At 70.5% G+C, this 21,576-nt stretch carries 24 protein-coding genes and 3 tRNA genes; 14 read left to right on the forward strand and 13 right to left on the reverse strand.

Going from position 1 to position 21,576, the window contains the following annotated elements:
- The first annotated feature begins 172 nt into the window (after window positions 1-172).
- From ABEA33_RS17150 to ABEA33_RS17160, 3 genes are read left to right on the forward strand one after another with little or no spacing between them, the layout of a single operon-like run.
- On the forward strand, window positions 173-439 hold the full coding sequence (locus tag ABEA33_RS17150) for an alpha/beta fold hydrolase (protein WP_345528106.1): 267 nt from the start codon (window positions 173-175) through the stop codon (window positions 437-439).
- Between the two features lie 43 nt (window positions 440-482).
- Entirely contained in the window at window positions 483-1,316 is an 834-nt protein-coding gene (locus ABEA33_RS17155) for an alpha/beta hydrolase (protein ID WP_345528107.1), read from the forward strand.
- Between the two features lie 5 nt (window positions 1,317-1,321).
- Window positions 1,322-2,101, forward strand: a complete 780-nt coding sequence (locus ABEA33_RS17160; RefSeq protein ID WP_345528108.1) for an MBL fold metallo-hydrolase — start codon at window positions 1,322-1,324, stop codon at window positions 2,099-2,101.
- 562 nt (window positions 2,102-2,663) lie between these two features.
- Here ABEA33_RS17160 and ABEA33_RS17165 read toward each other — a convergent pair.
- Window positions 2,664-2,736: transfer RNA gene (locus ABEA33_RS17165), tRNA-Arg, on the reverse strand.
- Between the two features lie 108 nt (window positions 2,737-2,844).
- Here ABEA33_RS17165 and ABEA33_RS17170 point away from each other — a divergent pair.
- From ABEA33_RS17170 to ABEA33_RS17180, 3 genes are all read left to right on the forward strand, one after another.
- The gene (locus ABEA33_RS17170) at window positions 2,845-3,114 is read left to right on the forward strand and encodes a hypothetical protein (RefSeq protein ID WP_345528109.1); all 270 of its coding nucleotides are present in this window, start codon (window positions 2,845-2,847) and stop codon (window positions 3,112-3,114) included.
- Window positions 3,115-3,461: 347 nt separating this feature from the next.
- Window positions 3,462-5,279, forward strand: a complete 1,818-nt coding sequence (locus ABEA33_RS17175; RefSeq protein ID WP_345528110.1) for a phosphoenolpyruvate carboxykinase (GTP) — start codon at window positions 3,462-3,464, stop codon at window positions 5,277-5,279.
- Between the two features lie 122 nt (window positions 5,280-5,401).
- Window positions 5,402-6,412 carry a LuxR family transcriptional regulator gene (locus tag ABEA33_RS17180; RefSeq protein WP_345528111.1) on the forward strand — a complete coding sequence of 337 codons (1,011 nt, stop codon included), beginning with the start codon at window positions 5,402-5,404 and terminating at the stop codon, window positions 6,410-6,412.
- Between the two features lie 443 nt (window positions 6,413-6,855).
- Here ABEA33_RS17180 and ABEA33_RS17185 read toward each other — a convergent pair.
- Window positions 6,856-6,949, reverse strand: a tRNA-Ser gene (locus ABEA33_RS17185).
- A 66-nt stretch (window positions 6,950-7,015) separates the two neighbouring features.
- Window positions 7,016-7,486: a hypothetical protein gene (locus ABEA33_RS17190; protein WP_345528112.1), complete on the reverse strand. Its 471-nt coding sequence runs from the start codon at window positions 7,484-7,486 to the stop codon at window positions 7,016-7,018.
- 109 nt (window positions 7,487-7,595) lie between these two features.
- Here ABEA33_RS17190 and ABEA33_RS17195 point away from each other — a divergent pair, with 109 nt between their 5' ends.
- A complete protein-coding gene (locus ABEA33_RS17195; RefSeq protein ID WP_345528113.1) occupies window positions 7,596-7,979 on the forward strand; it encodes a hypothetical protein in 384 nt (127 codons plus the stop codon).
- Window positions 7,980-8,049: 70 nt separating this feature from the next.
- A tRNA-Ser gene (locus ABEA33_RS17200) sits at window positions 8,050-8,134 on the forward strand.
- A gap of 43 nt (window positions 8,135-8,177) precedes the next feature.
- Here the strand turns inward: ABEA33_RS17200 and ABEA33_RS17205 are convergent.
- Window positions 8,178-8,411 carry a biotin/lipoyl-binding carrier protein gene (locus ABEA33_RS17205; protein ID WP_345528114.1) on the reverse strand — a complete coding sequence of 78 codons (234 nt, stop codon included), beginning with the start codon at window positions 8,409-8,411 and terminating at the stop codon, window positions 8,178-8,180.
- A gap of 68 nt (window positions 8,412-8,479) precedes the next feature.
- Here ABEA33_RS17205 and ABEA33_RS17210 point away from each other — a divergent pair, with 68 nt between their 5' ends.
- The gene (locus ABEA33_RS17210) at window positions 8,480-9,136 is read left to right on the forward strand and encodes a hypothetical protein (protein WP_345528115.1); all 657 of its coding nucleotides are present in this window, start codon (window positions 8,480-8,482) and stop codon (window positions 9,134-9,136) included.
- On the opposite strand, the gene ABEA33_RS17215 is transcribed toward ABEA33_RS17210, so the two are convergent.
- Both ABEA33_RS17215 and ABEA33_RS17220 read right to left on the reverse strand, forming a co-directional pair.
- On the reverse strand, window positions 9,048-10,217 hold the full coding sequence (locus ABEA33_RS17215) for a hypothetical protein (protein ID WP_345528116.1): 1,170 nt from the start codon (window positions 10,215-10,217) through the stop codon (window positions 9,048-9,050). The two genes, ABEA33_RS17210 and ABEA33_RS17215, sit on opposite strands and share 89 nt — an antisense overlap.
- A gap of 11 nt (window positions 10,218-10,228) precedes the next feature.
- Window positions 10,229-10,993 (reverse strand): carbon-nitrogen hydrolase family protein, encoded by a 765-nt coding sequence (locus ABEA33_RS17220; protein WP_345528117.1) that lies wholly within the window; start codon window positions 10,991-10,993, stop codon window positions 10,229-10,231.
- Between the two features lie 18 nt (window positions 10,994-11,011).
- On the opposite strand from ABEA33_RS17220, the gene mobA reads away from it, so the two are divergent.
- The 4 genes from mobA (at window position 11,012) to ABEA33_RS17240 (ending at window position 13,648) form a co-directional block, all read left to right on the forward strand.
- The gene (mobA, locus tag ABEA33_RS17225) at window positions 11,012-11,560 is read left to right on the forward strand and encodes a molybdenum cofactor guanylyltransferase (protein WP_345528118.1); all 549 of its coding nucleotides are present in this window, start codon (window positions 11,012-11,014) and stop codon (window positions 11,558-11,560) included.
- Between the two features lie 70 nt (window positions 11,561-11,630).
- Window positions 11,631-11,957: a DUF6457 domain-containing protein gene (locus tag ABEA33_RS17230; RefSeq protein WP_345528119.1), complete on the forward strand. Its 327-nt coding sequence runs from the start codon at window positions 11,631-11,633 to the stop codon at window positions 11,955-11,957.
- A gap of 37 nt (window positions 11,958-11,994) precedes the next feature.
- Entirely contained in the window at window positions 11,995-12,969 is a 975-nt protein-coding gene (locus tag ABEA33_RS17235) for an NAD(P)H-quinone oxidoreductase (RefSeq protein WP_345528120.1), read from the forward strand.
- A 100-nt stretch (window positions 12,970-13,069) separates the two neighbouring features.
- The gene (locus tag ABEA33_RS17240; RefSeq protein ID WP_345528121.1) at window positions 13,070-13,648 is read left to right on the forward strand and encodes a bacterial proteasome activator family protein; all 579 of its coding nucleotides are present in this window, start codon (window positions 13,070-13,072) and stop codon (window positions 13,646-13,648) included.
- An 86-nt stretch (window positions 13,649-13,734) separates the two neighbouring features.
- Here ABEA33_RS17240 and ABEA33_RS17245 read toward each other — a convergent pair whose 3' ends face one another.
- The 5 genes from ABEA33_RS17245 to serS are packed head-to-tail and all read right to left on the reverse strand — an operon-like array spanning window position 13,735 to window position 17,730.
- Window positions 13,735-14,319, reverse strand: coding sequence for a hypothetical protein (locus ABEA33_RS17245; protein WP_345528122.1), 585 nt, complete (start codon window positions 14,317-14,319; stop codon window positions 13,735-13,737).
- A gap of 16 nt (window positions 14,320-14,335) precedes the next feature.
- The gene (locus tag ABEA33_RS17250) at window positions 14,336-15,157 is read right to left on the reverse strand and encodes an HAD family hydrolase (protein WP_345528123.1); all 822 of its coding nucleotides are present in this window, start codon (window positions 15,155-15,157) and stop codon (window positions 14,336-14,338) included.
- Complete coding sequence (locus ABEA33_RS17255; protein WP_345528124.1) at window positions 15,150-15,644, reverse strand: GNAT family N-acetyltransferase; 495 nt, start codon at window positions 15,642-15,644, stop codon at window positions 15,150-15,152. Before ABEA33_RS17255 ends, ABEA33_RS17250 begins: the two co-directional genes overlap by 8 nt.
- Window positions 15,641-16,465, reverse strand: a complete 825-nt coding sequence (locus ABEA33_RS17260) for an HAD family hydrolase (RefSeq protein ID WP_345528125.1) — start codon at window positions 16,463-16,465, stop codon at window positions 15,641-15,643. Before ABEA33_RS17260 ends, ABEA33_RS17255 begins: the two co-directional genes overlap by 4 nt.
- Complete coding sequence (gene serS, locus ABEA33_RS17265; protein ID WP_345528126.1) at window positions 16,462-17,730, reverse strand: serine--tRNA ligase; 1,269 nt, start codon at window positions 17,728-17,730, stop codon at window positions 16,462-16,464. Before serS ends, ABEA33_RS17260 begins: the two co-directional genes overlap by 4 nt.
- Window positions 17,731-17,803: 73 nt before the next feature.
- Here serS and ABEA33_RS17270 point away from each other — a divergent pair, with 73 nt between their 5' ends.
- Window positions 17,804-19,375, forward strand: coding sequence for a bifunctional phosphatase PAP2/diacylglycerol kinase family protein (locus tag ABEA33_RS17270; protein WP_345528127.1), 1,572 nt, complete (start codon window positions 17,804-17,806; stop codon window positions 19,373-19,375).
- A 111-nt stretch (window positions 19,376-19,486) separates the two neighbouring features.
- On the opposite strand, the gene ABEA33_RS17275 is transcribed toward ABEA33_RS17270, so the two are convergent.
- A complete protein-coding gene (locus ABEA33_RS17275) occupies window positions 19,487-19,954 on the reverse strand; it encodes a nitroreductase family deazaflavin-dependent oxidoreductase (RefSeq protein WP_345528128.1) in 468 nt (155 codons plus the stop codon).
- A gap of 21 nt (window positions 19,955-19,975) precedes the next feature.
- On the reverse strand, window positions 19,976-21,562 hold the full coding sequence (locus tag ABEA33_RS17280) for an MFS transporter (RefSeq protein WP_345528129.1): 1,587 nt from the start codon (window positions 21,560-21,562) through the stop codon (window positions 19,976-19,978).
- Between the last annotated feature and the right edge of the window lie 14 nt (window positions 21,563-21,576).

Raw genomic sequence — 21,576 nt, forward strand, 5'->3', positions numbered from 1 at the left:
GCAGACTCCCGGACGAGCACTCGACACGAGGCTCGTTGCAACAACCGGTTGAGTCCGCAAGGAGGGAAACCGGTCCCAGCTCTACCGAGACCTCGCCGACGGGTCATTCTTCGGACACAACCGCCGCGGCGACGTCACCCCAGGGTTCCGCGACGCCTTCTGGTTGCAGTCCATGGCATGCGGACACCGCGCGGCGTACGAGTGCATCGCGGCGTTCTCCGCGACCGACTTCCGCCCTGACCTGGCCAAGGTCGACATCCCGACACTGGTCATCCACGGCGACGACGACCAGGTCGTGCCGTTCGAGGTCGGCGGCCAACGCTCCGCCGAGCTCATCGCCGGCGCGGAGCTCAAGATCTACGCCGGCGCACCCCACGGCATCACCCAGACCCACCACCAGCAGCTCACCGATGACCTGCTCGTGTTCATCAACCGCTGACCACTGAGACCCACGAACCAGACCTACGAAAGGGACCACCACCATGACTGACCGGCCCGACACCATCGTCCTCATCCACGGCTTCTGGGTGACACCCCGCTCCTGGGAGCACTGGAAGTCCCGCTACGAAGCGCAGGGCTTCACCGTCCACACACCCGGCTACCCGGGGTTCGAGGTCGAGGTCGAAGCCCTGCGGGCCGACCCACAGCCGATCGCCGACCTCACCATCGAGTCGATCATCACGAACCTGGAGAACTTCCTCGACACTCTCGACACCCGGCCCATCCTGATGGGTCACTCTGCCGGCGGAGCGTTCATGCAAGTCGTCATGGACCACGGCTACGGATGCGCAGGGGTCGCCCTCAACTCGGCTCCCACCGAAGGCGTCCGAACCACCCCGTGGACCCAGCTGCACTCGGTGTTCCCGGCGCTGAAGAACCCGCTCAACCACCACCGCGCCGTCGGGTTCGACGCCGAGCAGTGGAAGTACGCCTTCACCAACACCTACACCGACGAGCAGTCCCTCGCGTTCTACGAGCGCTACCACATCCCCGCCTCCGGACGGGTCCTGTTCGACTCGGTCCTGGCGAACTTCCAACCCGGCCACCAGGACGCCTGGGTGGACTTCAAGAACCCCAACCGGGCACCGCTGCTGTTCCTGTCCGGCTCCGCCGACCACATCATGCCGGCATCCGTGCAAGCATCGAACGCCAAGCACTACAAGGGCGAGGGCACGGTCACCGAGCACGAGACCTACGAGGGCCGTCCCCACCTCATGGTCGCCGGCCCTGGTTGGGAAGAGGTCGCGGACCGTGCCCTCGAGTGGGCACTGGCCAATGCGGCCGCCACCCCGCCGGCCGTTCAGCCGACGCCCTGACATCCATGGGGCTCACTCTCACCCACATCGGAGGACCGACAGTCCTCGTCGAGCTGGACGGGTGGCGCATCCTCACCGACCCCACGTTCGACCCACCCGGGCGGACCTACGGCTTCGCGCTCGGCACCTCCTCGACGAAGACCGCCGGCCCGGCCCTGACGCCAGTGGAACTGGGACCGGTCGACGCCGTTCTGCTCAGCCACGACCACCACGCCGACAACCTCGACGACAGCGGCCGCGCCCTCCTCACCGACGTCAGCGCAGTCATCACAACCGTGCCGGGCGCCCGGCGCATCAACCTGCCCGGCACCACCGGGCTCCGCGCAGGTGGAACCCACATCCTCAGAGCGTCGGGGAAGCCCGACCTCACGGTCACAGCGACACCGTGCCGACACGGCCCACCTCTCAGCCGAGCCGTGGTCGGCTCCGTCATCGGATTCGCCCTGAGCCTGGACGAGACAGAGCAGGTTCAGCTCTGGATCACAGGGGACACAGTCCTGCACCGCGCAGTGCGGACCTTCGCGAGCTCGCACCGAATGGACGTGGTCTTGATGCACCTCGGGCGGGTGCGGTTCTCTCTCACTGGCCCGCTGCGGTACTCGATGGACAGCAGAGACGGACTCGAACTGCTCGAACTCGCCCGCCCTCGAAGAGCTGTCCCGGTCCACTTCGAAGGCTGGTCCCACTTCTCCGAACTCGAGAAGGGCGCGCGCTCACGCCTGACCCCGGACAGCACCGGAGACATCGTGCAATGGCTGGAGCCAGGCATCCCAACCCCTGTCTGAGCCAGCCTTCAGCGCGCTGTGGCCAGCGTTTGTCCGACTCGAGCCCTCAACCGTCCGGATCTGGCACCCCTCTGTGTCAAGACGCAGTCGGGAGTGGGGTTCTAGGGTGTTGTTCGGCGGGTCCGGGAAGTGACTTGTCCGAAGAGCTGGTGTGGGGATGTGAGCCGGCCGCGCTGGAGCCAGAGTCGTTTCCCCGTTGTCCTCCCGGGCCCGTCCTCTTGGTCGCCTCGGTGGTGCGGACAGCGTCGTCAGAGGACGATCTTCGTCGCAGATGCCGTAAACAGAGACTGAGTCATCGCGCCATCCGTTTGGACAGTTCGCTGCAGAGGACCCCAGAGACGAACCGCAGGCGGCCCAATCCGGGGCTGAAATTTCGACTTTGGCAGCTCGCTGACGTCCTCGTCGTCAGACACAACTGTGCCCAGAGTGTGCCCGGAGTGTGCCCGGAGTGTGCCCGGAACCTGGCCGGCCCAGTTCTTCGCCGCCGAGATGGCCACCTCGCCCGACCACAAAATGCGCAAAGCCCCAGGTCAGAGGCCTGACCTGGGGCTTTCGTGTCCTGCGCGCCTGTAGGGATTCGAACCCCAAACCTTCTGATCCGTAGTCAGATGCTCTATCCGTTGAGCTACAGGCGCACGCCGCCCACTCGCGTGAGCGACTGGACGAGGATAGCCGACCGCGCCGGGGTTGCCGAAATCAGTGCGGCGCTCGACCTCGAGGACCTCCGAAGCAAGGATCGAGGCGTGCTCCCCGGGACCGCCGTCGCGTGCCTGGGACTGGCCGGCTGCCAGGGGGACGAGCCGGCCGGCCCGACGCCGAGCAGCATCCAGGCGTTCCCCGACCCGCCGCACGTCGACGGGCCTCTCACTGTCGAGCTGCGATCGGCGCTCCCGCTCATGCGCGGCGACCGCCGCTCTCGTCCAGCGGCGGGTCGGCGCTGCTGTGCTCGCCGGCCGGGTCGCGCGGCGCCGTACGACGGGCGCGGGACCATGCCACGGCCCTGGGTGGCGTAGTCGTCGTGACGGTCGACGACGACGTCGCCGCGCGGTCCTCGCACCGGCGGATCTCTCCCTCGCCACGCCGCTCGCTTAGGTCCGCAAAAGGCCGAAGCCTCGGCGGCCGTGGACGGGTTTTCCCGCTCAGAACAAGGGATGTGACGCTCCCCACGGGCCATTGATCGATCCAATGTGTGGCGGCCAGACTGCCCGGTACTCTCGCCCCAATCCGGAGCCCGGTGCTCCACCACCTCGCCGACAACGACGCCGAGCGATCCACCACTACTCCACGACATACCGTCGATGCGCTCGACGGCCGGTCCCCCTCCAGCGGGCGGCACCGCGAATCGCGAGAGGGAACAGGCATGACCGCCGACACGCAGGCCCCCACTTACCCGACCACCCACCAGGGCATCGTCGACTTCGTCAACGAGGTCGCCGAGCTGACCCAGCCGGACCGGATCTACTGGTGCACCGGATCCGATGAGGAGTGGACGGAGCTCACCACCCAGCTGATGGCCACCGGGACCTTCACCCAGCTGAACCCCGCCATCAAGCCCAACTCGTTCTACGCCGCGTCGGACCCGATCGACGTCGCCCGCGTGGAGGACCGCACCTACATCTGCTCCGTCGACGAGCGCGACGCCGGCCCCACGAACAACTGGATGCAGCCGGAGAAGATGAAGGACCTCATGCGCGGGCTGTACGCCGGCTGCATGCGCGGCCGCACCATGTACGTCATCCCGTTCGTGATGGGCCACCTCGACGCCGAGAAGCCGATGTTCGGCATCGAGGTCACCGACTCGGCGTACGTCACCGCGTCGATGCGCGTCATGTCGCGCATGGGCAGCGACGTCCTGGCCCGGATGGGTGAGCTCGACGCGCCGTTCGTCCAGGCCGTGCACTCCGTCGGTCACCCGCTCGCCGAGGGCGAGCCCGACGTCAAGTGGCCGTGCAACGACACGAAGTACATCGTGCAGTTCCCCGAGGAGCGGACCATCTGGTCCTACGGCTCCGGGTACGGCGGCAACGCGCTGCTCGGCAAGAAGTGCTACGCGCTGCGCATCGCCAGCGTGATGGCCCGCGACGAGGGCTGGCTCGCCGAGCACATGCTCATCCTCAAGCTCACCTCGCCCGAGGGCACGGTCAAGTACATCGCGGCCGCCTTCCCGAGCGCGTGCGGCAAGACCAACCTCGCCATGCTCCAGCCGACGATCCCGGGCTGGAAGGTCGAGACCCTCGGCGACGACATCGCCTGGATGCGCGTCGGTGCCGACGGTCGACTGTGGGCGGTCAACCCGGAGTTCGGCCTGTTCGGCGTCGCGCCGGGCACCAACGAGCACACGAACCCGAACGCCATGCGCACCATCAACAAGGGCAACTCGGTCTTCACCAATGTCGCGCTGACCGAGGACGGCGACATCTGGTGGGAGGGCCTCGAGAACCCGCCCGCCAAGGCGACCTCGTGGAAGGGGGAGCCGTGGACCCCCGAGTCCGAGGAGCTCTCCAGCCACGCCAACAGCCGCTACTGCACGCCGATCAAGCAGTGCGACATCCTCGCCGCCGAGTACGACGACCCGCGCGGCGTGCCGATCGACGCGATCCTCTTCGGCGGTCGACGCAAGACCACCGTCCCGCTGGTCTTCGAGGCCCGCGACTGGACCCACGGGACGTTCCTCGGCGCCACGCTGTCCTCCGAGACGACCGCTGCCGCGGTCGGCGCGGTCGGCATCGTGCGGCGCGACCCGATGGCGATGCTGCCGTTCATCGGCTACAACGCCGGCGACTACTTCAGCCACTGGATCAGCATCGGCAAGGACAACGACGCCGCCAAGCTGCCGAAGATCTTCTACGTCAACTGGTTCCGGCGCGACGACGAAGGCGGGTTCCTGTGGCCCGGCTTCGGTGAGAACAGCCGCGTCCTCAAGTGGGTCGTCGAGCGCATGGACGGCCAGGCCGCCGCGGTCGAGACCCCGATCGGCTACGTCCCGACCCCGGCCTCGCTCGACACCGACGGTCTCGACATGACCGAAGCGGCTCTCGAGGCCGCCCTCGCGGTCAACGTCGAGGAGTGGGCCGCCGAGATCCCGCAGATCCAGGAGTGGTTCGAGAAGTTCGGCGACGACCTGCCCGCCGTCCTCTGGACCGAGCTCGACGGGCTGCGCGCCCGACTGGGGAGCTGACGCCCCCGCCGTACGCCGTACAACTCACGAGGGCCCCGTCCAACGGACGGGGCCCTCGTCGCTTGTTCCCTGTGGAATCATCAGTCACACGGGGACAGGTAGGGGGACGACCAGGAGGGGATGTGGGGACACCCGAGGCGGAGGCTCGCGCGCTCTTCGAAGCCGCGAGCACTGCGCTGTACGAGGAGATCGCCGGCTCGGGTGGCGTGATCGCCGGCGACCCACGGATCGAGCCGGGGGGTGACCTGCACGCGCCGTTCACCCAGCTCCGCGAGCTGGGCCTGGTCCGGCTCGACTCCGACAAGGACACCTGGGTGGTGGAGGACCCTGCGTTGGTCCATACCCGGGTGATCGCGCCGCTGACGCAGCAGGGCGCCGAACTGCTCCAGGAGTCGGCGCTCTGGTCCCAGGCCTTTCAGGGCCTCACCCAGGCCTGGCGCCGCGCACCGGGTGCCGTCGAGCAAGGTCCGTTCCGCTACCTGCACGGCGGCGAGACCATCAACCTCTTCCTGTCGAGCGTCGTACCCGAGGCCGAGCAGGAGATCCTGACGGCGCACCCGCAGAGCGGACGAGGGTCCGGCGAGGTCGCCGCGCACGTGGTCGAGACCGAGCGGGCCCTGCTGGAACGAGGAGTCAGAGTCCTCACCCTCTACCAGCACAGCGCGCGGCGCAGCACGGCCATCCGCGAATACGTCACCGAGATCACGCCGGCCGGAGCCGAAGTGCGCACCCAGGACGAGTTCTTCAACCGGATGATCGTGGTCGACCGTCGGATCGCGATCATCCCGTCACCCGAGGACCTGCAGACGGCACTCGCCATCCGCGAGCCCACGATCGTGGCCTATCTCGTCGACGTGTTCATGCGGTCCTGGGAGCGGGCGCGTCCCTTCACCAGCCACGAGGCCTCGGTGGTCAAGCACATCGCCGACGAGCAACGTGCGATGACGATGCGCATGCTCATCGAAGGCCACTCCGACCCGGTGTCGGCCAAGCGCCTCGGGGTCAGCCCCCGCACGTACGCCGGCTACGTGGCCGACCTCAAGGACGAGTTCGATGCGGAGACGCGCTTCCAGCTCGGCTACTCGCTGGGGCGCGCAGGTGTGAGAACAGACGACGGCCTCGAAGACGTTTGAGGGCGGTGGTCCGACAGACCACCGCCCTCAAACGGGTGAGGCGGGCTCAGGGGGTGAGCCTGTGGAGGCGGTCAACGTGGGGGGACGTGACCGGCTCCCGCCTCAGGAACGGTTAGACCGCGTCAGCGGCGGACGGAGTACCAGCCCCAGTCGGCGTGGGCCGGAGCCGAAATCCCCAGCAGACCAACGCTGAGCATCGCGGTGGCCATGACCACCGCAACCTTTCGCGCAATCTTCATACTCTTCACCTCTGGCATGTCGAGGGCCCCACGGAAGGCCCAGTGACACAAGTGTCGGCGATGAACCGGGAGGCTCGGAACCAAACGTTGCCTCACTTATCTGCATTGCAACATCCTGCAATCTGCGCGTGTCTGCAGCGTGGACCGACGCCCTGAGAGCGGCTCCGGCCCCCTCCGCAACAGTGGGCGAAGGGGGCCGGATACTGGCGGAGGCGGAGGGATTTGAACCCTCGATGGGGTTTTAGCCCCAAACCCGCTTAGCAGGCGGGCGCCATAGACCGGACTAGGCGACGCCTCCCGACAGCGAGCACAGGCTACAAGGACGCGGGTGCGGGTGCCGAATCAGGGCCGGGCAATGAGCACGTCAGGCGAGCGGACGCAGCCCCTGGCCCCGCTGGAGGTGGGCCTGGAGGTCGCGTACGAACTGCTCGCGATCAATGTCGAGCAGGGTCACCGGCAGCGTCGTCGTGCGCCCGTCGACCAGCTTGAGCACGACCACGGGGAGCCCCTGTGGCGTCGAGGTCACCGCTTCCTGGACCTCGGTCCAGGCGGCGGCGTGCACCCCCGCGCCGCGCACGAGTCGTACGCGGTATCCCGCGGCGTCCAGCCGGACGACCGCGACCCGGCGGGTCAGCAGGTGGCCGACCGCCAACACCACGGCCACGCCGACGGCGGCCGCCGCCGCCAACACCAGGACGGACAGGCCCGCCACGGCGACCACCAGCGTCGCCACCGCGAGCAGGATCGCCAGGACGACGAGCAGACCGCCCACGATCCGGGCAGCGATCGCTGGCGCGAACCGGTACTGCGACACCTCGGGGGGCACGTCGGGCATGCACTGATTGAACAAGACATCGGATTGGTCGCCCACAGCGGGTTGTCGCGGGGCCGTCGAGGGGCGACACTCGAAGTCCCTCACTCCTCCGGGCCACCGGGAGGCCGCCATGACCGTCGCCGACACCGGACTGCCGGTCGCGATGCAGAGCCTGAGCCAGTCGGTGAACGCCTACGACCAGCCAGGGACGTCCGTGGGTCAGTGGCGCTGGCGGGTCCGTCAGCAGATGGCCGCTGTCAGAGACGCGCTGGTCGCGGAGGCCGACAACGGCGCCGACGGCTGGACCGTCGCCCGCCAGGGCGGCATGCTGCGCGAGCGCAACGTGCTGCTCGCCCGCCTCGGCGCGCTCGGGCCGCGGGTACTCGAGCACCCGGAGCCCGCCGTCGTCCACGTCGAGGTGCAACGGCTCCTGGTCGACGTCGGACACCACGTGCAGCGGCTCCACGACCTCGCGTACGACGAGGTCGAGCTCGAGCTCGGCGGCTCGGAGTAGGCGGCCTCTCCGGACCCGGCGTCGGCACCTTCTACACTGCTCGCGTGCCCGGATCGAGGTCCGAGCACGAGGAGGGGTGCCGGAGCGGCCGATCGGAACCGCCTTGAAAGCGGTCGTAGGGAGACCTACCGCGGGTTCGAATCCCGCCCCCTCTGCTCTTGTGCCTCAGCCTGGGAAGGCTGGGAGCCTGCAGCGAGGTCAGTCGGCGACGATCTCCACGAGCACGTCGCCCTCCTGGACGACGTCGCCCGGCGCGACCTTGATCGCGCGGACGGTCCCGGGCGCCTCGACCAGCACCGGGATCTCCATCTTCATCGACTCGAGCAGCACGACCGTGTCCCCGGCCGTCACTCTCTCGCCCGGGGAGACCGCCAGGGTCAGCACGTTGGCGACCATCTCGGCCACGATCTCCGTCACCTGTTCGCGAGCCATGCAGCGAACCTAGTCGTTACCGACTCGTAGGCCGGTATCAGGGCCGCCGCACTCCGCTCCTCCACGGCATGACGATGCTCCGGATCCGCACCGCCGTGGCCACCCTCGGTGGCACGGAGCTCCCACAGCCCTACGTGTGCGAGGACCTGGACGCGATGCTCCGGCTGGACGCCGACGTGTACGTCGGCTGCGGGGTCACCACCGGGCGGCACCGGCAGGCGTGGTGGCGCAAGCTCCGCGAGGCGGGTCTGGAGACCTACCACCGGCACGACGGCGCGCCCGTCTCCACCCGGCTCCCGGTCCTGCACCCCTGGACCGCCGCCGTCCGGCTGGACGTCGCACCCACCACCCAGGTGCTCGGGCCGCGCTTCTCGAGCCGCCGCCTCGAGCGCTGCCGCGGCCACGGCATCACCAGCATCGTGGCCGGTGAGCTCGGCACCCGGCCACCGACGTACCACCCGGACCAGGTGCTCGTGGCCCAGGTCGGCACGGTCGGGATCGTGGTGATACCGGCGCCCGGAGTCACGGTGTCCCTCAGCGGGGAGCTCGCCGTCCCGGCCACGGAGCTGCACGGCGAGACGCCGGTGATCGCGGCCGACCTGACCCTGACCGCGGCGCCCGTCGAGACGATGCCCGTCAGAGCAGGGCGCGAGTACGCCCTGGCTCCGGTCGCAGCGCACCGGCCTCCTCGGCGCGACGACCGCGCCGCCCACGCGGCCCGGTGAGGGCCAGGTCCAGCCGGATCACCACGAACCCGATGACCAGGCCGACCACGGCGCCGTACGTCACCGACAGCACGCTCTCGGCCAGCGTGACGGAGGGGTTGACCAGGGCGCTCGCGACGGGCGCGGTGGCGGCGACGCCGAAGGCGCAGACCCACCAACCCTGCCGACGGCGTGCCCGCATGTGGACGCCCCAGGCCAGGGCGGGGATCCCGAGCACGGTCTCGAGGGGGCGCGGGAAGGCCCCCAGGTTGTCGCGCGACCACTTCACGACGTCCAGCAGGTTGGTGACCAGCCCGGGGGTGCCGTAGCGCCGCAGCAGCTCGGCGTACGCGAGCGTGATGGCGAGGACACCGGTGCCGAGCAGGACGATCACCACGCCGCGGCGGCCGAGCCCGTGCAGGCCGGCGCCCAGTCTGTAGACGAGGGCGAACGCGCCGAGCAGTGCCAGCCCGAGCGTGGCGTACTCGAACCGGACGACCTGGACGACCGGCTCGAAGCCGACGGTGGCGAGGGCACCGACCGCAGCGAGCAGGACCGCGACCACCACCTCGCGGACGGCTGCCGCGAAGCGGACCGCGGGGACGGTCGCCATCACCGCGAAGACCGCCGCCACGACACATGTCAGGACCGCGGCACCGGTGCGCAGTGCGTCGTCGTCGCTGATCACGGCCGTCAGGCCGAGCGCGAGCGCGAGCGCGCCTGCCACGATCGGGCGGCCACCGGTGCGCACCGCGAGGGCCCAGGAGTACGTCGTCGCGACGGTGACGGCACCAGCGGAGCACCCCCAGCCCGGGCCGACCTCGAAGAGGCAGCCGACGAGACCGACGAGACCGGTCAGCACCGCGACCGCCCAGATCACCAGCGGCCAGCGCGACCGGGCGAATCGCGCACCGCGGCCGAGCTCGCGTGGGTCGCTGCGATCGAACCGGTCCGGCCGGTCCGACCCGACGCTGACGGGCGGCGCGGCGGGGGTGACGGCCGGCGAATCGGCCGGCGTCGCGGGCGGCGTCGGTGCGCTCCGGGCTCTGCGTTGCCTCCGAGGCGCGGGCTCGGCACGGCGACGGGGGACGGACCTGGACACGGGGAGGAAGGCTACAGACGCCGGTTGGCCAGGGAGGGGTTGGTCCTGCGGGCCCGCTCCAGGTCGGTGTGTTGTAGCACAGCGGTCACGACCTCCGCACCGTCCTCCGCCTCGGCGAGTACCTCGCCCAGCGGATCGACCACGAGCGAGTGCCCGCTGTAGCGCGGTCCCGGCTGTCCGACGGCGACGACGAACACGGTGTTCTCGATCGCCCGGGCGCGCACCAGGGTGCGCCAGTGGTCGACCTTGTGCGGGCCGGCGACCCAGGCGGCCGGCACCACCAGCACCTCGGCTCCCGCATCGACCAAGGCCCTGGCCAGCTCGGGGAACCGCAGGTCGTAGCAGGTCATCAGCCCGACCCCGAAGCCCTGGAGGTCGAACACGACGGGCTCCGGCGGCCCGGCCGAGAGCCGGTCGGACTCCCGGTAGCCGAAGGAGTCGTAGAGGTGGATCTTGCGGTACGCCGCAGCCGCCCCGCCGCGCGCGACCAGGGTGTTGAACGGGCGCTCGGGGTCCTCGCCGGGCTCGAACATTCCGGCGACCACGGTGGCGCGCCGCTCCTCGGCCACCCGGGCGACCTCTGTCGCGAAGGGACCGTCCAGCGGCTCGGCGTACGCGCTGACGTCAGAGCCGGCCTCGCCGAAGTCGCGGGCGTACGCCTCGGGGAAGACGATCAGGTCCGCGTCGCGGGGCGCGAGCCCGTCGAGGGATGCACGGTTGGCGTCCGGCTCGAGGCCGGACGCCTGCTGGACGAGAGCCACGCGCAGACTGCCCACGGTGCGAGACTGCCACATATGACCTTCGCCGCGATCGTTCTCGCCGGGGGCCGGGCCGAGCGTCTGGACGGCGCCGACAAGGCATCGGTGGAGTACCAGGGCCGGACCCTGCTCGAGCACGCGATCGAGGCGCTGGCCGACGCGGCCGAGGTGGTCGTGGTCGGCGACCCGGTGCCGACCACGCGGCCGGTGACCTTCACCCGCGAGAGTCCCCGGTACGGCGGACCGGTCGCCGCGCTGCTCACCGGACGGGACGCCCTGCTGGGCTCCGCGCGCACGCTCGGCGTGCTCGCGGTCGACATGCCGAAGGTCACCCCGTGGACCTTCCGGCGGCTACGGCAGGCCGCGGACGGGCGCGACGGCGCCTTCCTCACCGACGCCGACGGGCGCCGCCAGCTGGCCGGCGTCCTCGACGCGGACCGGCTCGACGGCGTACGCCCGGAGCCCGAGGCGCAGCACGGCATGGCCCTGCGCACGCTGCTCGCCGACCTCGACCTCGCGCTGGTGCCGCCGGTCGGCGACGAGGGGCACGACATCGACAGCTGGGCGGATCTCCGCGACCTCTGAAGGCACCGCCCGTCGCACGAGCACGGCCAGGGGGTTGCGACCGCCCCGCGATGCGGCGAACCTTGGTGTCGTGAACCTGCACGACTGGATCGACGAGCTGAGCGACGTCCTCGATGCCGACACCGAGGTCGACGAAGGACTGCTGCTCGACCTCGCCCGGGTCGCGGCCCACAACGTCGCCCGACCGGCGGCGCCGATCACGACGTACCTCCTGGGGTACGCCGCAGGCGCCCAGGACGCGAATCCGGAGCAGATCGAGGCGCTGGCCGCCCGCGCGCAGAAGCTCGCCGAGAACTGGGACAAGCCTGCGGGCGCGCCGGACCCGGACGACGTGAACGACCCGATCCCCGACGACCGGGGCGTCGACCACACGGGCGAGGCCTTCGAGGACGACTGACGCGTCGGCGCCTGGGGCGCGTCCCTAGGGTGGGGACATGCGCGCCGTCATCGCCACCGAGCCCGGTGGACCCGAGGTCCTGACCGTCACGGAGATCCCCGACCCCGAGATCGGCCCCGGCGAGGTGCTGCTCGACGTCGTCGCTGCCGGCCTCAACCGCGCCGACCTGCTGCAGCGGCAGGGCTTCTACCCGCCGCCGCCCGGTGCCTCCGACGTCATCGGGATGGAGTGCAGCGGCACGGTGGCCGCGGTCGGTGCCGACGTGACGGGCTGGTCCGTCGGCGACCCGGCGTGCGCGCTGCTGGCAGGAGGCGGGTACGCCGAGCAGGTCGCCGTACCGGCCGGCCAGCTGATGCCGGTGCCCGACGGGGTCGACCTGGCGACCGCGGCGGCCATCCCCGAGGTCGCGGCGACGGTGTGGTCGAACGTCTTCATGGTCGCCGGGCTCCAGCCCGACGAGACGCTGCTCGTGCACGGTGGCGCCGGGGGGATCGGGTCCTTCGCGATCCAGCTCGCCCACCGGCTCGGGGCGCGGGTGGTCACCACCGCCGGGACCGCCGACAAGCTCGCCGCGTGCGCCGCGCTGGGTGCCGACGTGGTGATCAACTACCGCGACCAGGACTTCGTGGAGGTGGTCCGGTCGGAGACCGACGGCGGCATCGACGTCATCCTCGACAACATGGGCGCGAAGTACCTCGACCGCAACATCGACGCCCTCCGCACCCAGGGCCGGCTCGTGATCATCGGCATGCAGGGCGGCACCAAGGCCGAGCTCGACATCAACAAGCTGCTGCGCAAGCGCGGTGCCGTGATCGCGACCAACCTGCGGGGGCGGCCCACGGAGGAGAAGTCGGCGATCTGCGCGTCGGTCGTCGAGCACGTCTGGCCGCTGGTGGCCGAGGGCCTGGTGCAGCCGATCGTGGGCCGGTCCTTCCCGCTGGCCGAGGCCGCTGCGGCCCACGCGCTGATGGAGTCGGGCGAGCACAGCGGCAAGATCCTGCTGACCGTCTGAGCTTCGGGCCACCCGGATACGGTGATCCCATGAGCGAGCGAATCGTCCAACACAGCGCGACTGGTGCCTCATGCGCGCACGGAGCGAAGCGAGGACGCGTATGAGTGACGCCGACCAGGAGCAGCACGTCGTGATCATCGGACCGGACGGCCAGCCCGTCGCCGTACCCGCCTCGGCGGTGTCGGTGTCGGAGCCGCCAGCGGATTCGGACGACGACGGGAACGGGATCACCGACCTGGTCGAGCAGCCGGCGAAGGTGATGCGGATCGGCGGCATGATCCGCCAGCTGCTCGAGGAGGTACGCTCGGCGCCGCTCGACGAGGCCAGCCGGATCCGGCTCAAGGAGATCCACGCCGCCTCGATCAAGGAGCTCGAGACCGGGCTCGCTCCCGAGCTGGTCGAGGAGCTGGAGCGGCTCTCGCTGCCGTTCACCGAGGACGCCGTACCCACCGACGCCGAGCTGCGGATCGCGCAGGCGCAGCTGGTCGGCTGGCTCGAGGGCCTCTTCCACGGCATCCAGACCGCGATCTACGCCCAGCAGATGGCCGCCCGGGCGCAGTTCGAGCAGATCCGACGAGGTCTGCCGCCGGGTGCGTCCGCGACTGGTGCCGGCCACGGCCCGGGTGGCGGCGAGCAGACCGGTCCGACGCCGGGCGACTCCGGCGGCATGTACCTCTGAGGGTTCTCGGGCACTCCATCAACTTCTTGGGCGTTGCAAAGCCCGAGAAGCTCAGGGATACCCGGTGAACCGGGTATCCCTGGACGCTACGCCCGACGCCGCCCGCGCCAGGCCACGAAGACCAGCCCCAGGACGCCGACGATCACCAGCGCGGCACCGGGGGCGGCTAGCCGCTGCACCTTGGCGGGAGCGTCGGCGACGGTCGTGAAGGTGGCTTCTGCGGGAGCCTCGGAGACCGGCGGCCCGGCCGGGCTGCCAGCGCCGAGCAGGCTCTCGACGCGCGCGACGTACGCCGCCGTCGCCGGTGCCGTGCCGCTGCGCAGCTCGCTGGTGAGGTCGCTGCCGTCCTCCTGCGCGAAGAAGACGTAGGTCGTGCCCTTCTCCAGTCGCGGCAGGCCACAGGCCTTGGGCCGGGTGTCGGTGGAGACCGCCACCTGCTCGTCGGCGAGTGCGCCCTGGTAGATCCGGTCCACCTTGACGGTGTAGGTAGCGGTGCTGCCCGTGACCTTCCGGTCCTCGACCACGCCGCTGAAGACGTCGTCGACCACGGCCACCTTCTGCTCCAGAGTCCGGCCTCCGGGCGCGCATGCCGCAAGCGACGGCGCGGCCAGGGCCACCACTGCGGAGCACGCGAGGAGGAGGGCAGCGAGGAGCCGGTGGACTACGAACACCCGTCCATCTAACAGATCAGAGGTCGAAGACACCAGCGAGCACCTGCGCCACACCGTCGTCGTCGTGGCCGGGCGCGAGGTGGTCGGCCGCTGCGACGACGCTCGGGTGGGCGTCGGCCATGGCGTACGACGTGCCCGCCCAGGTCAGCATCGGAAGGTCGTTGGGCATGTCGCCGAACGCGATCACGTCCGCCGCCTCGACGCCGAGCCCGGCGGCGACCTGGGCGAGCGTGGACGCCTTGGTGACCCCCGGCGCGCTGATCTCGAGCAGCGCGCTGGTCGACGACCAGGTGACCACCAGCCGACCCTGGACGACCTCCTCGGCCAGCGACCAGAACTCCTCCGGGTCGAGCTCCTCGTGGCGCGCGAGCAGCTTCAGCGCCGGGCGGTCGAAGAGCTGCTCGATCGGAGCCCGTCGTACGCCGGCGGGCAGCGTGGCGCGCTCCATGAAGCCGGGCTCGAGGTCGATGCCCTCGAGCGACTCGACCGCGAACGTCGTGCCGGGCACGGCAGCGCGCAGGTCCTGGGACACCGCGAGCGCAGTGGCAGTGTCCATCGGCCGCACCGTGCGCGGCTCGTCGCGGGCGACGTCCCAGACGAGCGCGCCGTTGGAGACGATCGCGAGACCGTGCGACCCGACGTGCTCGAAGACCACCTCGGTCCAGCGCAGCGGCCGGCCGGTCACGAAGACGACCGGGACACCCAGCGCCTCGACGGCGAGCAGCACCTCGCGGGTGCGCTCGGAGACGCTGCCGTCGGTGCGGACCAGAGTGCCGTCGAGGTCGGTGGCGACGAGGCGGGGCTTCGAGACAGGCGCCGGGGCGCCTTCCTCAACCACCGGCGGCCGGGAGCGGGCGGGCCATCACGAGCTCGCCGTCCTCGTTGGCGCCGCGGAGCTCGGTGAAGCCGCACTTGGCGAGCACCCGGACGCTGGGCTTGTTGGTGGGCTCGACGCTGGCCCGCACGCGTACGCCGGCGGCGTCGGTCTCGCCGAGGAGGGCCTGCAGTGCCTCGGTCACGAAGCCCCAGCCGCGCGCCTCCTCGACCAGCCCGTAGCCGACCTCGACCTCGAGGACGCCGTCGGGCGCGGCCTCCGGGGGCCCGAAGAAGCCGACCGAGCCGAGCGCGGTGGTGCCGCGGACGATGTGGCGCGGAGCCCACGGGTCGCCGGGCTGGTAGAGCGTCGCTGCGTCCCGGTCGTCCCGGCGTGGATAGTCGGGGTGCCAGCCCCGACGGCTGCGACCGGCCCGGATGTCCGCAGCCTCGTCCGGGGTCCACAGCGGCAGGGTCAGCCGCTCGCTGGTGACTGTCTGCGGCAGCGTCATGCGAAGAAGCGATCCAGCTCGGTGGCCAGCCCGTCCTCGTAGACGCTGCCGGTGACGTCGTCGGCCGCGTCCAGCACGACCTGGATCGCCTGGCCCATCGCGACGCCGCGATGTGCCCACTCGAACATCTCGAGGTCGTTGCGGCCGTCACCGACCGCGAGGGCGTCGGCGGCGGTCAGCCCGAGCTCCCGCGCGACGTACTCGAGCCCGGAAGCCTTGGAGACCCCCACCGGCGCCAGGTCGAGCCAGGCGGTCCAGCCGACGACGTAGCTGGTGCCGTGCAGGCCGAGGTCGGCGGCGAGCGCGACGAAGTCATCGGCGGTGGCGTCGGGGTCGCGGATGATCACCCGGCTCACCTCCGCGGCGATCAGGTCCGCCACCTCGGTGACGATCATGTCGCCGGAGAGCTCGCCCTCGGGGAAGTGGGAGTTCACCCGGTAGCCGACGCCGCGCTCCTCGACCGCGACCAGCGCCGTCGGGTGCCGGTCGAGGATCGCCTCGACCGCCGGACGAGCGTCGAACTTCTCCTCGTGCACGACCTCGAGCGGCGGGTAGCGGAAGACGACTGCGCCGTTGGAGGCGACGATCCAGAGCCGGCCACGCTGCTCGTCGTACAGCGCGAGCTTGTCGGCGACGCCGGTCATGCCGTCCGGGGAGCGGCCGCTGGCGAGCACGACGTGCGCCCCGGCGTCGATCGCCCGGTGCACGGACGCCTTCACCGCGGGCGAGATCTCCTCGTGCGTCATCCCGGCGCCATCGACCCACTTCAGGATCGTGCCGTCGATGTCGAGCGCGACCAGCCGAGGCTTCCAGTCAGTCACAGGGCGACCGGCTCCAGGACCTCGCGGCCACCCAGCCACGGCTGCAGCGCCTTCGGGACCTTCACCGAGCCGTCGGCCTGCTGGTGGGTCTCGAGGATCGCGACGATGGTGCGGGTCGACGCGCACAGCGTGCCGTTGAGCGTGGCGACGTGCTTGACCCCTTCGGGGAACCGGGCCCTGGTGTCGAGCCGGCGGGTCTGGAACTCGGTGCAGTTGGAGGTCGAGGTGAGCTCGCGGTACTTGCCCTGGGTCGGGATCCACGCCTCGCAGTCGAACTTGCGGATGGCCGAGAGGCCGAGGTCGCCGGCCGCGGTGTCGATCACCTGGTAGGCGAGCTCGAGCTTGTCGAGGAAGGCCTTCTCGATCTCGAGCAACCGCTGGTGCTCGGCGTACGACTCCTCGAGCGTCGTGTAGACGAACATCTCGACCTTGTCGAACCAGTGCACCCGGATGATGCCCTTGGTGTCCTTGCCGTGCGAGCCGGCCTCCTTGCGGAAGCACGGGCTGAAGGCGGCGTACCGGAGGGGAAGCTTCGCGGCGTCGAGGATCTCGTCGGAGTGGTACGCCGCCATCGGGACCTCCGAGGTCCCGACGAGGTACATGTCCTGGCCCTCGATCCGGTAGACGTCGTCGGCGGCCTGGCCGAGGAAGCCGGTGCCGTCCATCGCCCGCGGCTTGACCATCGACGGTGCGATCACCTGGGTGAAGCCGTGCTCACGAGCCGTCTCGTTGGCGAGGTTGATCAGCGCGAACTCGAGCTCCGCGCCGACCCCGGTGAGGAAGTAGAAGCGCGAGCCCGACACCTTGGCGCCGCGCTCGATGTCGATAGCGCCGAGGATCTTGCCGAGCTCGATGTGGTCGCGCGGCTCGAAGTCGAAGGTGACCGGCGTGCCGACCGTCTCGATGACCGTGTAGTCGTCCTCACCGCCGGCCGGCGCCTCGTCGGCCGCGAGGTTGGGGATCGACATCAGCTCGGTCTGCCAGGCCTCCTCGGCCGCGGCCTGGGCGGCCTCGGCCGCCTTGACCTCGGCGGCGAGGGTCTTGGTCTGCGCGAGCAGCGCCTGCTTCTCGTCGCCCTGCGCCTGCGGGATCAGCTTGCCCAGCTGCTTCTGCTCGCCCCGCTTGGCCTCGAACTCGACGATCGCCTGCCGCCGCGCGGTGTCGGCGGCCAGCGCCCGGTCCACGACCTCGTCGGACAGGCCACGCTTGGCTTGGGCGGCGCGGACTCGGTCGGGGTCGTCTCGGAGGATGCGCGGGTCAATCATGTCGTCAGGCTATCCGGGTCTCCCCCGGAGGCGCGCGGGAGATCTCCTCGGCCGAGGACGGCATACTCGGGGCGTGCTCGACCGACCCCGCGCCATCGTCCTGAGCTGGGCCGCGCTGTGCTTCGCGCTCCTCGGCCTGCTCGCCCTCGCCGTCGTCAACGACGCCTCGTGGCTGGTGGACGTCGACAACCGCGGCGAGTCGTCGCGGGAGTGGGCGACCGACGTCTCGTGGCTGCACGACGTGCTGCGGGTCGTCGAGATCGCCTTCGGCACCATCGCGATGACGGCCTACACGATCGTGCTGGTCGCGGTGCTGCTGCGCCGCTACCACCGGGCGGCGTTCTTCACCGCCGGCGTGATGATCGTGACCCCCCTCGCGACGACGGCGATCAAGCTCATGGTCGGCCGGGACCGGCCGTCGTGGCAGAACCCCGACGCGCTGCTGAGCACCAACGCCTTCCCCTCCGGTCATGCCTCGGCGGCCACCGCCCTGGGCGGCATCGTGATCGTGCTGGTCTCGATGCTGGTGCGCCGCAAGAGCGTGCGCCGACTGGCGTACGTCGGCGTCGTACTGATGGTCGTCGTCGTCTGCCTCGACCGGGTGCTGCTCGGTCGTCACTACCCGTCCGACGTCGTCGGCGGCGTGCTGCTGGGGACGGGCGTGCTGCTGCTCGGGATCGGGGTCTACAACCCGCTGCCGCGCAGCCACTCGGCGAGCGTCGAACCGCTGCCGGAGGTCTTCGTCTCCGAGCGGCAGCTCGCGGTGGTGCTGAACCCGATCAAGGTCGAGGACATCGACCAGTTCAAGGCGATCGTGACCGCGATGGCGGCCGAGACCGGGTGGTCGACCCCGTCGTGGCACTACACGACCATCGAGGACCCGGGCACCGGCATGGCTGCGGCCGCGTCGGTCGGGGGTGCCGACCTGGTGCTGGTCTGTGGTGGCGACGGCACGGTCCGTGAGGTCTGCGCCGAGCTCGCCGGCACCGGGATCCCGGTCGGGATCATCCCGGCCGGCACCGGCAACCTGCTGGCCCGCAATCTCGACATCCCGCTCTACCTGCGCGCGGCGATCGACGTCGCCCTCACCGGCCAGGACCGCGCGATCGACCTGGTCGAGGTCTCGGGCGACGGGTTCGACGACACGCACTTCATGGTGATGGCGGGGATGGGCTTCGACGCCGCGATCATGGAGGGCGTCAACGAGGACATCAAGAAGCGGGTCGGCTGGCTGGCCTACGTGCTGTCGGCCCTGAAGTCACTGATGTTCCCGGCCGTCCGGGTCGAGGTCGCCGTCGACGGTGGCGAGTACACCAAGCACCGTGCCCGCACCATCGTTGTCGGCAACGTCGGGTTCCTGCAGGCCGGGATGCCGCTCCTGCCGGACGCCGCCATCGACGACGGCGTGCTCGACATCGTGATGCTGCACCCGCGCAAGTTCCTCTCCTGGATCCCGCTCGCCTACCGGGTCCTCGCCCGCCGGCCGCGCACCGACGAGCTGGTCAACCGGATGACCGGGCGCTCCGTCGTGATCCGCACGTCCTCCGACACCCCCCGCCAGCTCGACGGTGACTCCATCGGCCCCGGCAAGGAGCTGCGGATGGAGTGCGTGCACGGGCGGCTGCTGGTGCGGGTGCCGAGGTAGCGGAGACGCGTCAGCGGATCCGCTGATGGTGGTCGAGCAAGCCGCGCGGCTGAGGAACGAAGCCGCGACCGGCGTGTCGAGACCCGGTGAGGGAAGAGTCGGGGCTGACCGTCAGCGCGGCGTCAGCCAGAAGAGCGGCAGCTCGCGCTCGGTGCGCTCGGCGTACTTGCCGTAGTTGGGCCAGCCGGCGACGGCGATCGCCCACTTCTCGTCGCGCTCGGGCCCGGCGAGCTCGCGGGCGTCGACGGCGACCGTGCGGCCCTTGAAGGTGACCGTCGGCTCTTCGGCGGCGCGCAGGTTGCCGGCCCAGGCGGGCGGGTCCTCCGCGCCCCAGTTGGAGCCGACGATCAGCCAGCCGTCGCCGTGCGGGACGGTCAGGAGCGGGGTCGAGCGGAGGATGCCGGTCTTGCGGCCCGGCACCTGCAGCACCAGCTCGTGCAGGCCGGTCGCCATCATGATGGTGACCCGCCCTCGACTGAGACGCTGCAGGAACTTGTCGCTGGCGACGATCAGCTTCGAGTAGCGCGGCAGCCAGGGCTGGGCGCCCAGCTTGATCGCCATCCACCGCATCGGGTTCATGGCGGGACTATAGGGCGCCGGTCAGGCCCCTGTGACGACTTCTTCCGGCTCTTCCACCGTGGTGCCAGACGGTGCGCCGTGCTGGACGAAGTCCTGCTGCCGGATCAGGACCAGGCACAGGGCACCGACGGCGAACGCCAGCACCGCCGCGATCAGGCCGATGTGGTTGAGCGCCTCGACGAAGCTCGACGTCGCGGCGTCCGCGAGCGTGGGGCGTACGCCGGCCGGCGCCTGCTCGATGACGGCGGCGACCTGTCCACCCGTGACGGCCTCCGCGATCCGGCCCGACTGGCCCGCGGCCGGCGTACCCGCCAGCTTGTCCTGGAGGTCGGCCGCGACCTGGTGGCTGAAGATCGAGCCGAGAGCCGCGATGCCGGTGGCGATGCCGACCTGCCGGAAGGTCGAGTTCACGCCGGACGCCATGCCGGCCCGGGCCGGGGCGACGACGCCGACAGCCGTGGAGACCAACGGCGGGTTGATCATCCCGACGCCGATGCCGGAGACGATCAGGCCGGGGATGAGGTGCGTCCAGCTCGAGCCGGTGTCGATGCCGATCACGAGCAGGAGACCGACCCCGAGCACCAGGAAGCCCGGGCCGATGAGCCACCGGGTCGGCACGTGGTCCATGAACCGGCCGGTGATGGCCGAGGCGAGGAAGGCAGCTGCCGACAGGAAGAGGAGCCGCAGTCCGGTCTCGACCGCGGAGTACCCGAGGACGTTCTGGAGGTAGATCACGATGTAGGTCAGCAGCGAGAAGATCGACGCCGAGACCCCGAACGCCGCGAGCAGGCCGGCTGTGAAGGTGGGCTTCCTGAGCAGCGCGAGGTCGAACATCGGGTCCTGCTGCCGCAGCTGGCTGACCACGAAGGCGGCCATCAGCACGGCGGCGGCGACCAGGCTGGTCACGACCGTGCTGTGCCCCCAGCCGTCCTTGCCGGCCTCGATGAGGCCGTAGACGAGGAGTCCGAGGGCCGAGCTGAAGGTGACGAAGCCGATCCAGTCCGGACGGCCGGCGTACGGGTTGCGCGACTCCTCGACCCTGGTCATGGAGATGAACATCGCGACCAGGCAGATCGGCAGGTTGACGAAGAAGATCCAGCGCCAGGACAGGCCACTGGTCAGGATGCCGCCGAGCACGGGGCCGATCGCCACGGCGACACCGGTGGTCGCGCCGAACGCGCCGAAGGCGACGCCGCGGTCCTTCCCGGTGTACGTCGTGCCGAGGATCGCCAGCGACGTCGCGAACATCGCCGCGCCGCCGATGCCCTGGCCGGCGCGGGCGATCGCGAGGAACTCGATGCTGGGTGCGAGGCCGCAGAGCAGTGAGCCGAGCGTGAAGAGCGCCGTACCGATCACGAAGACCTTGCGGCGTCCGTAGATGTCGGCCAGCGAGCCCGCGGTGAGCAGGAGCGCGGCGAGGCTGAGCGCGTACGCGTCGATCACCCACTGGAGGCCCGACAGCGAGGCGTCGAACTGACGCTGGATGTCGGGGAGCGCGACGTTCACGATCGTCACGTCGAGCAGGAGCATGAACACGCCCGTGCACACCGCGACGAGGGTCCACCACCGGCCGGTCTCGGGTATCCGGGTCTCTGCCTGCACGGTCATGTCGTCTCCATCTT

It is taken from the genome of Nocardioides endophyticus (genome assembly GCF_039543845.1).
Taxonomy (GTDB): Bacteria; Actinomycetota; Actinomycetes; order Propionibacteriales; family Nocardioidaceae; genus Nocardioides; species Nocardioides endophyticus.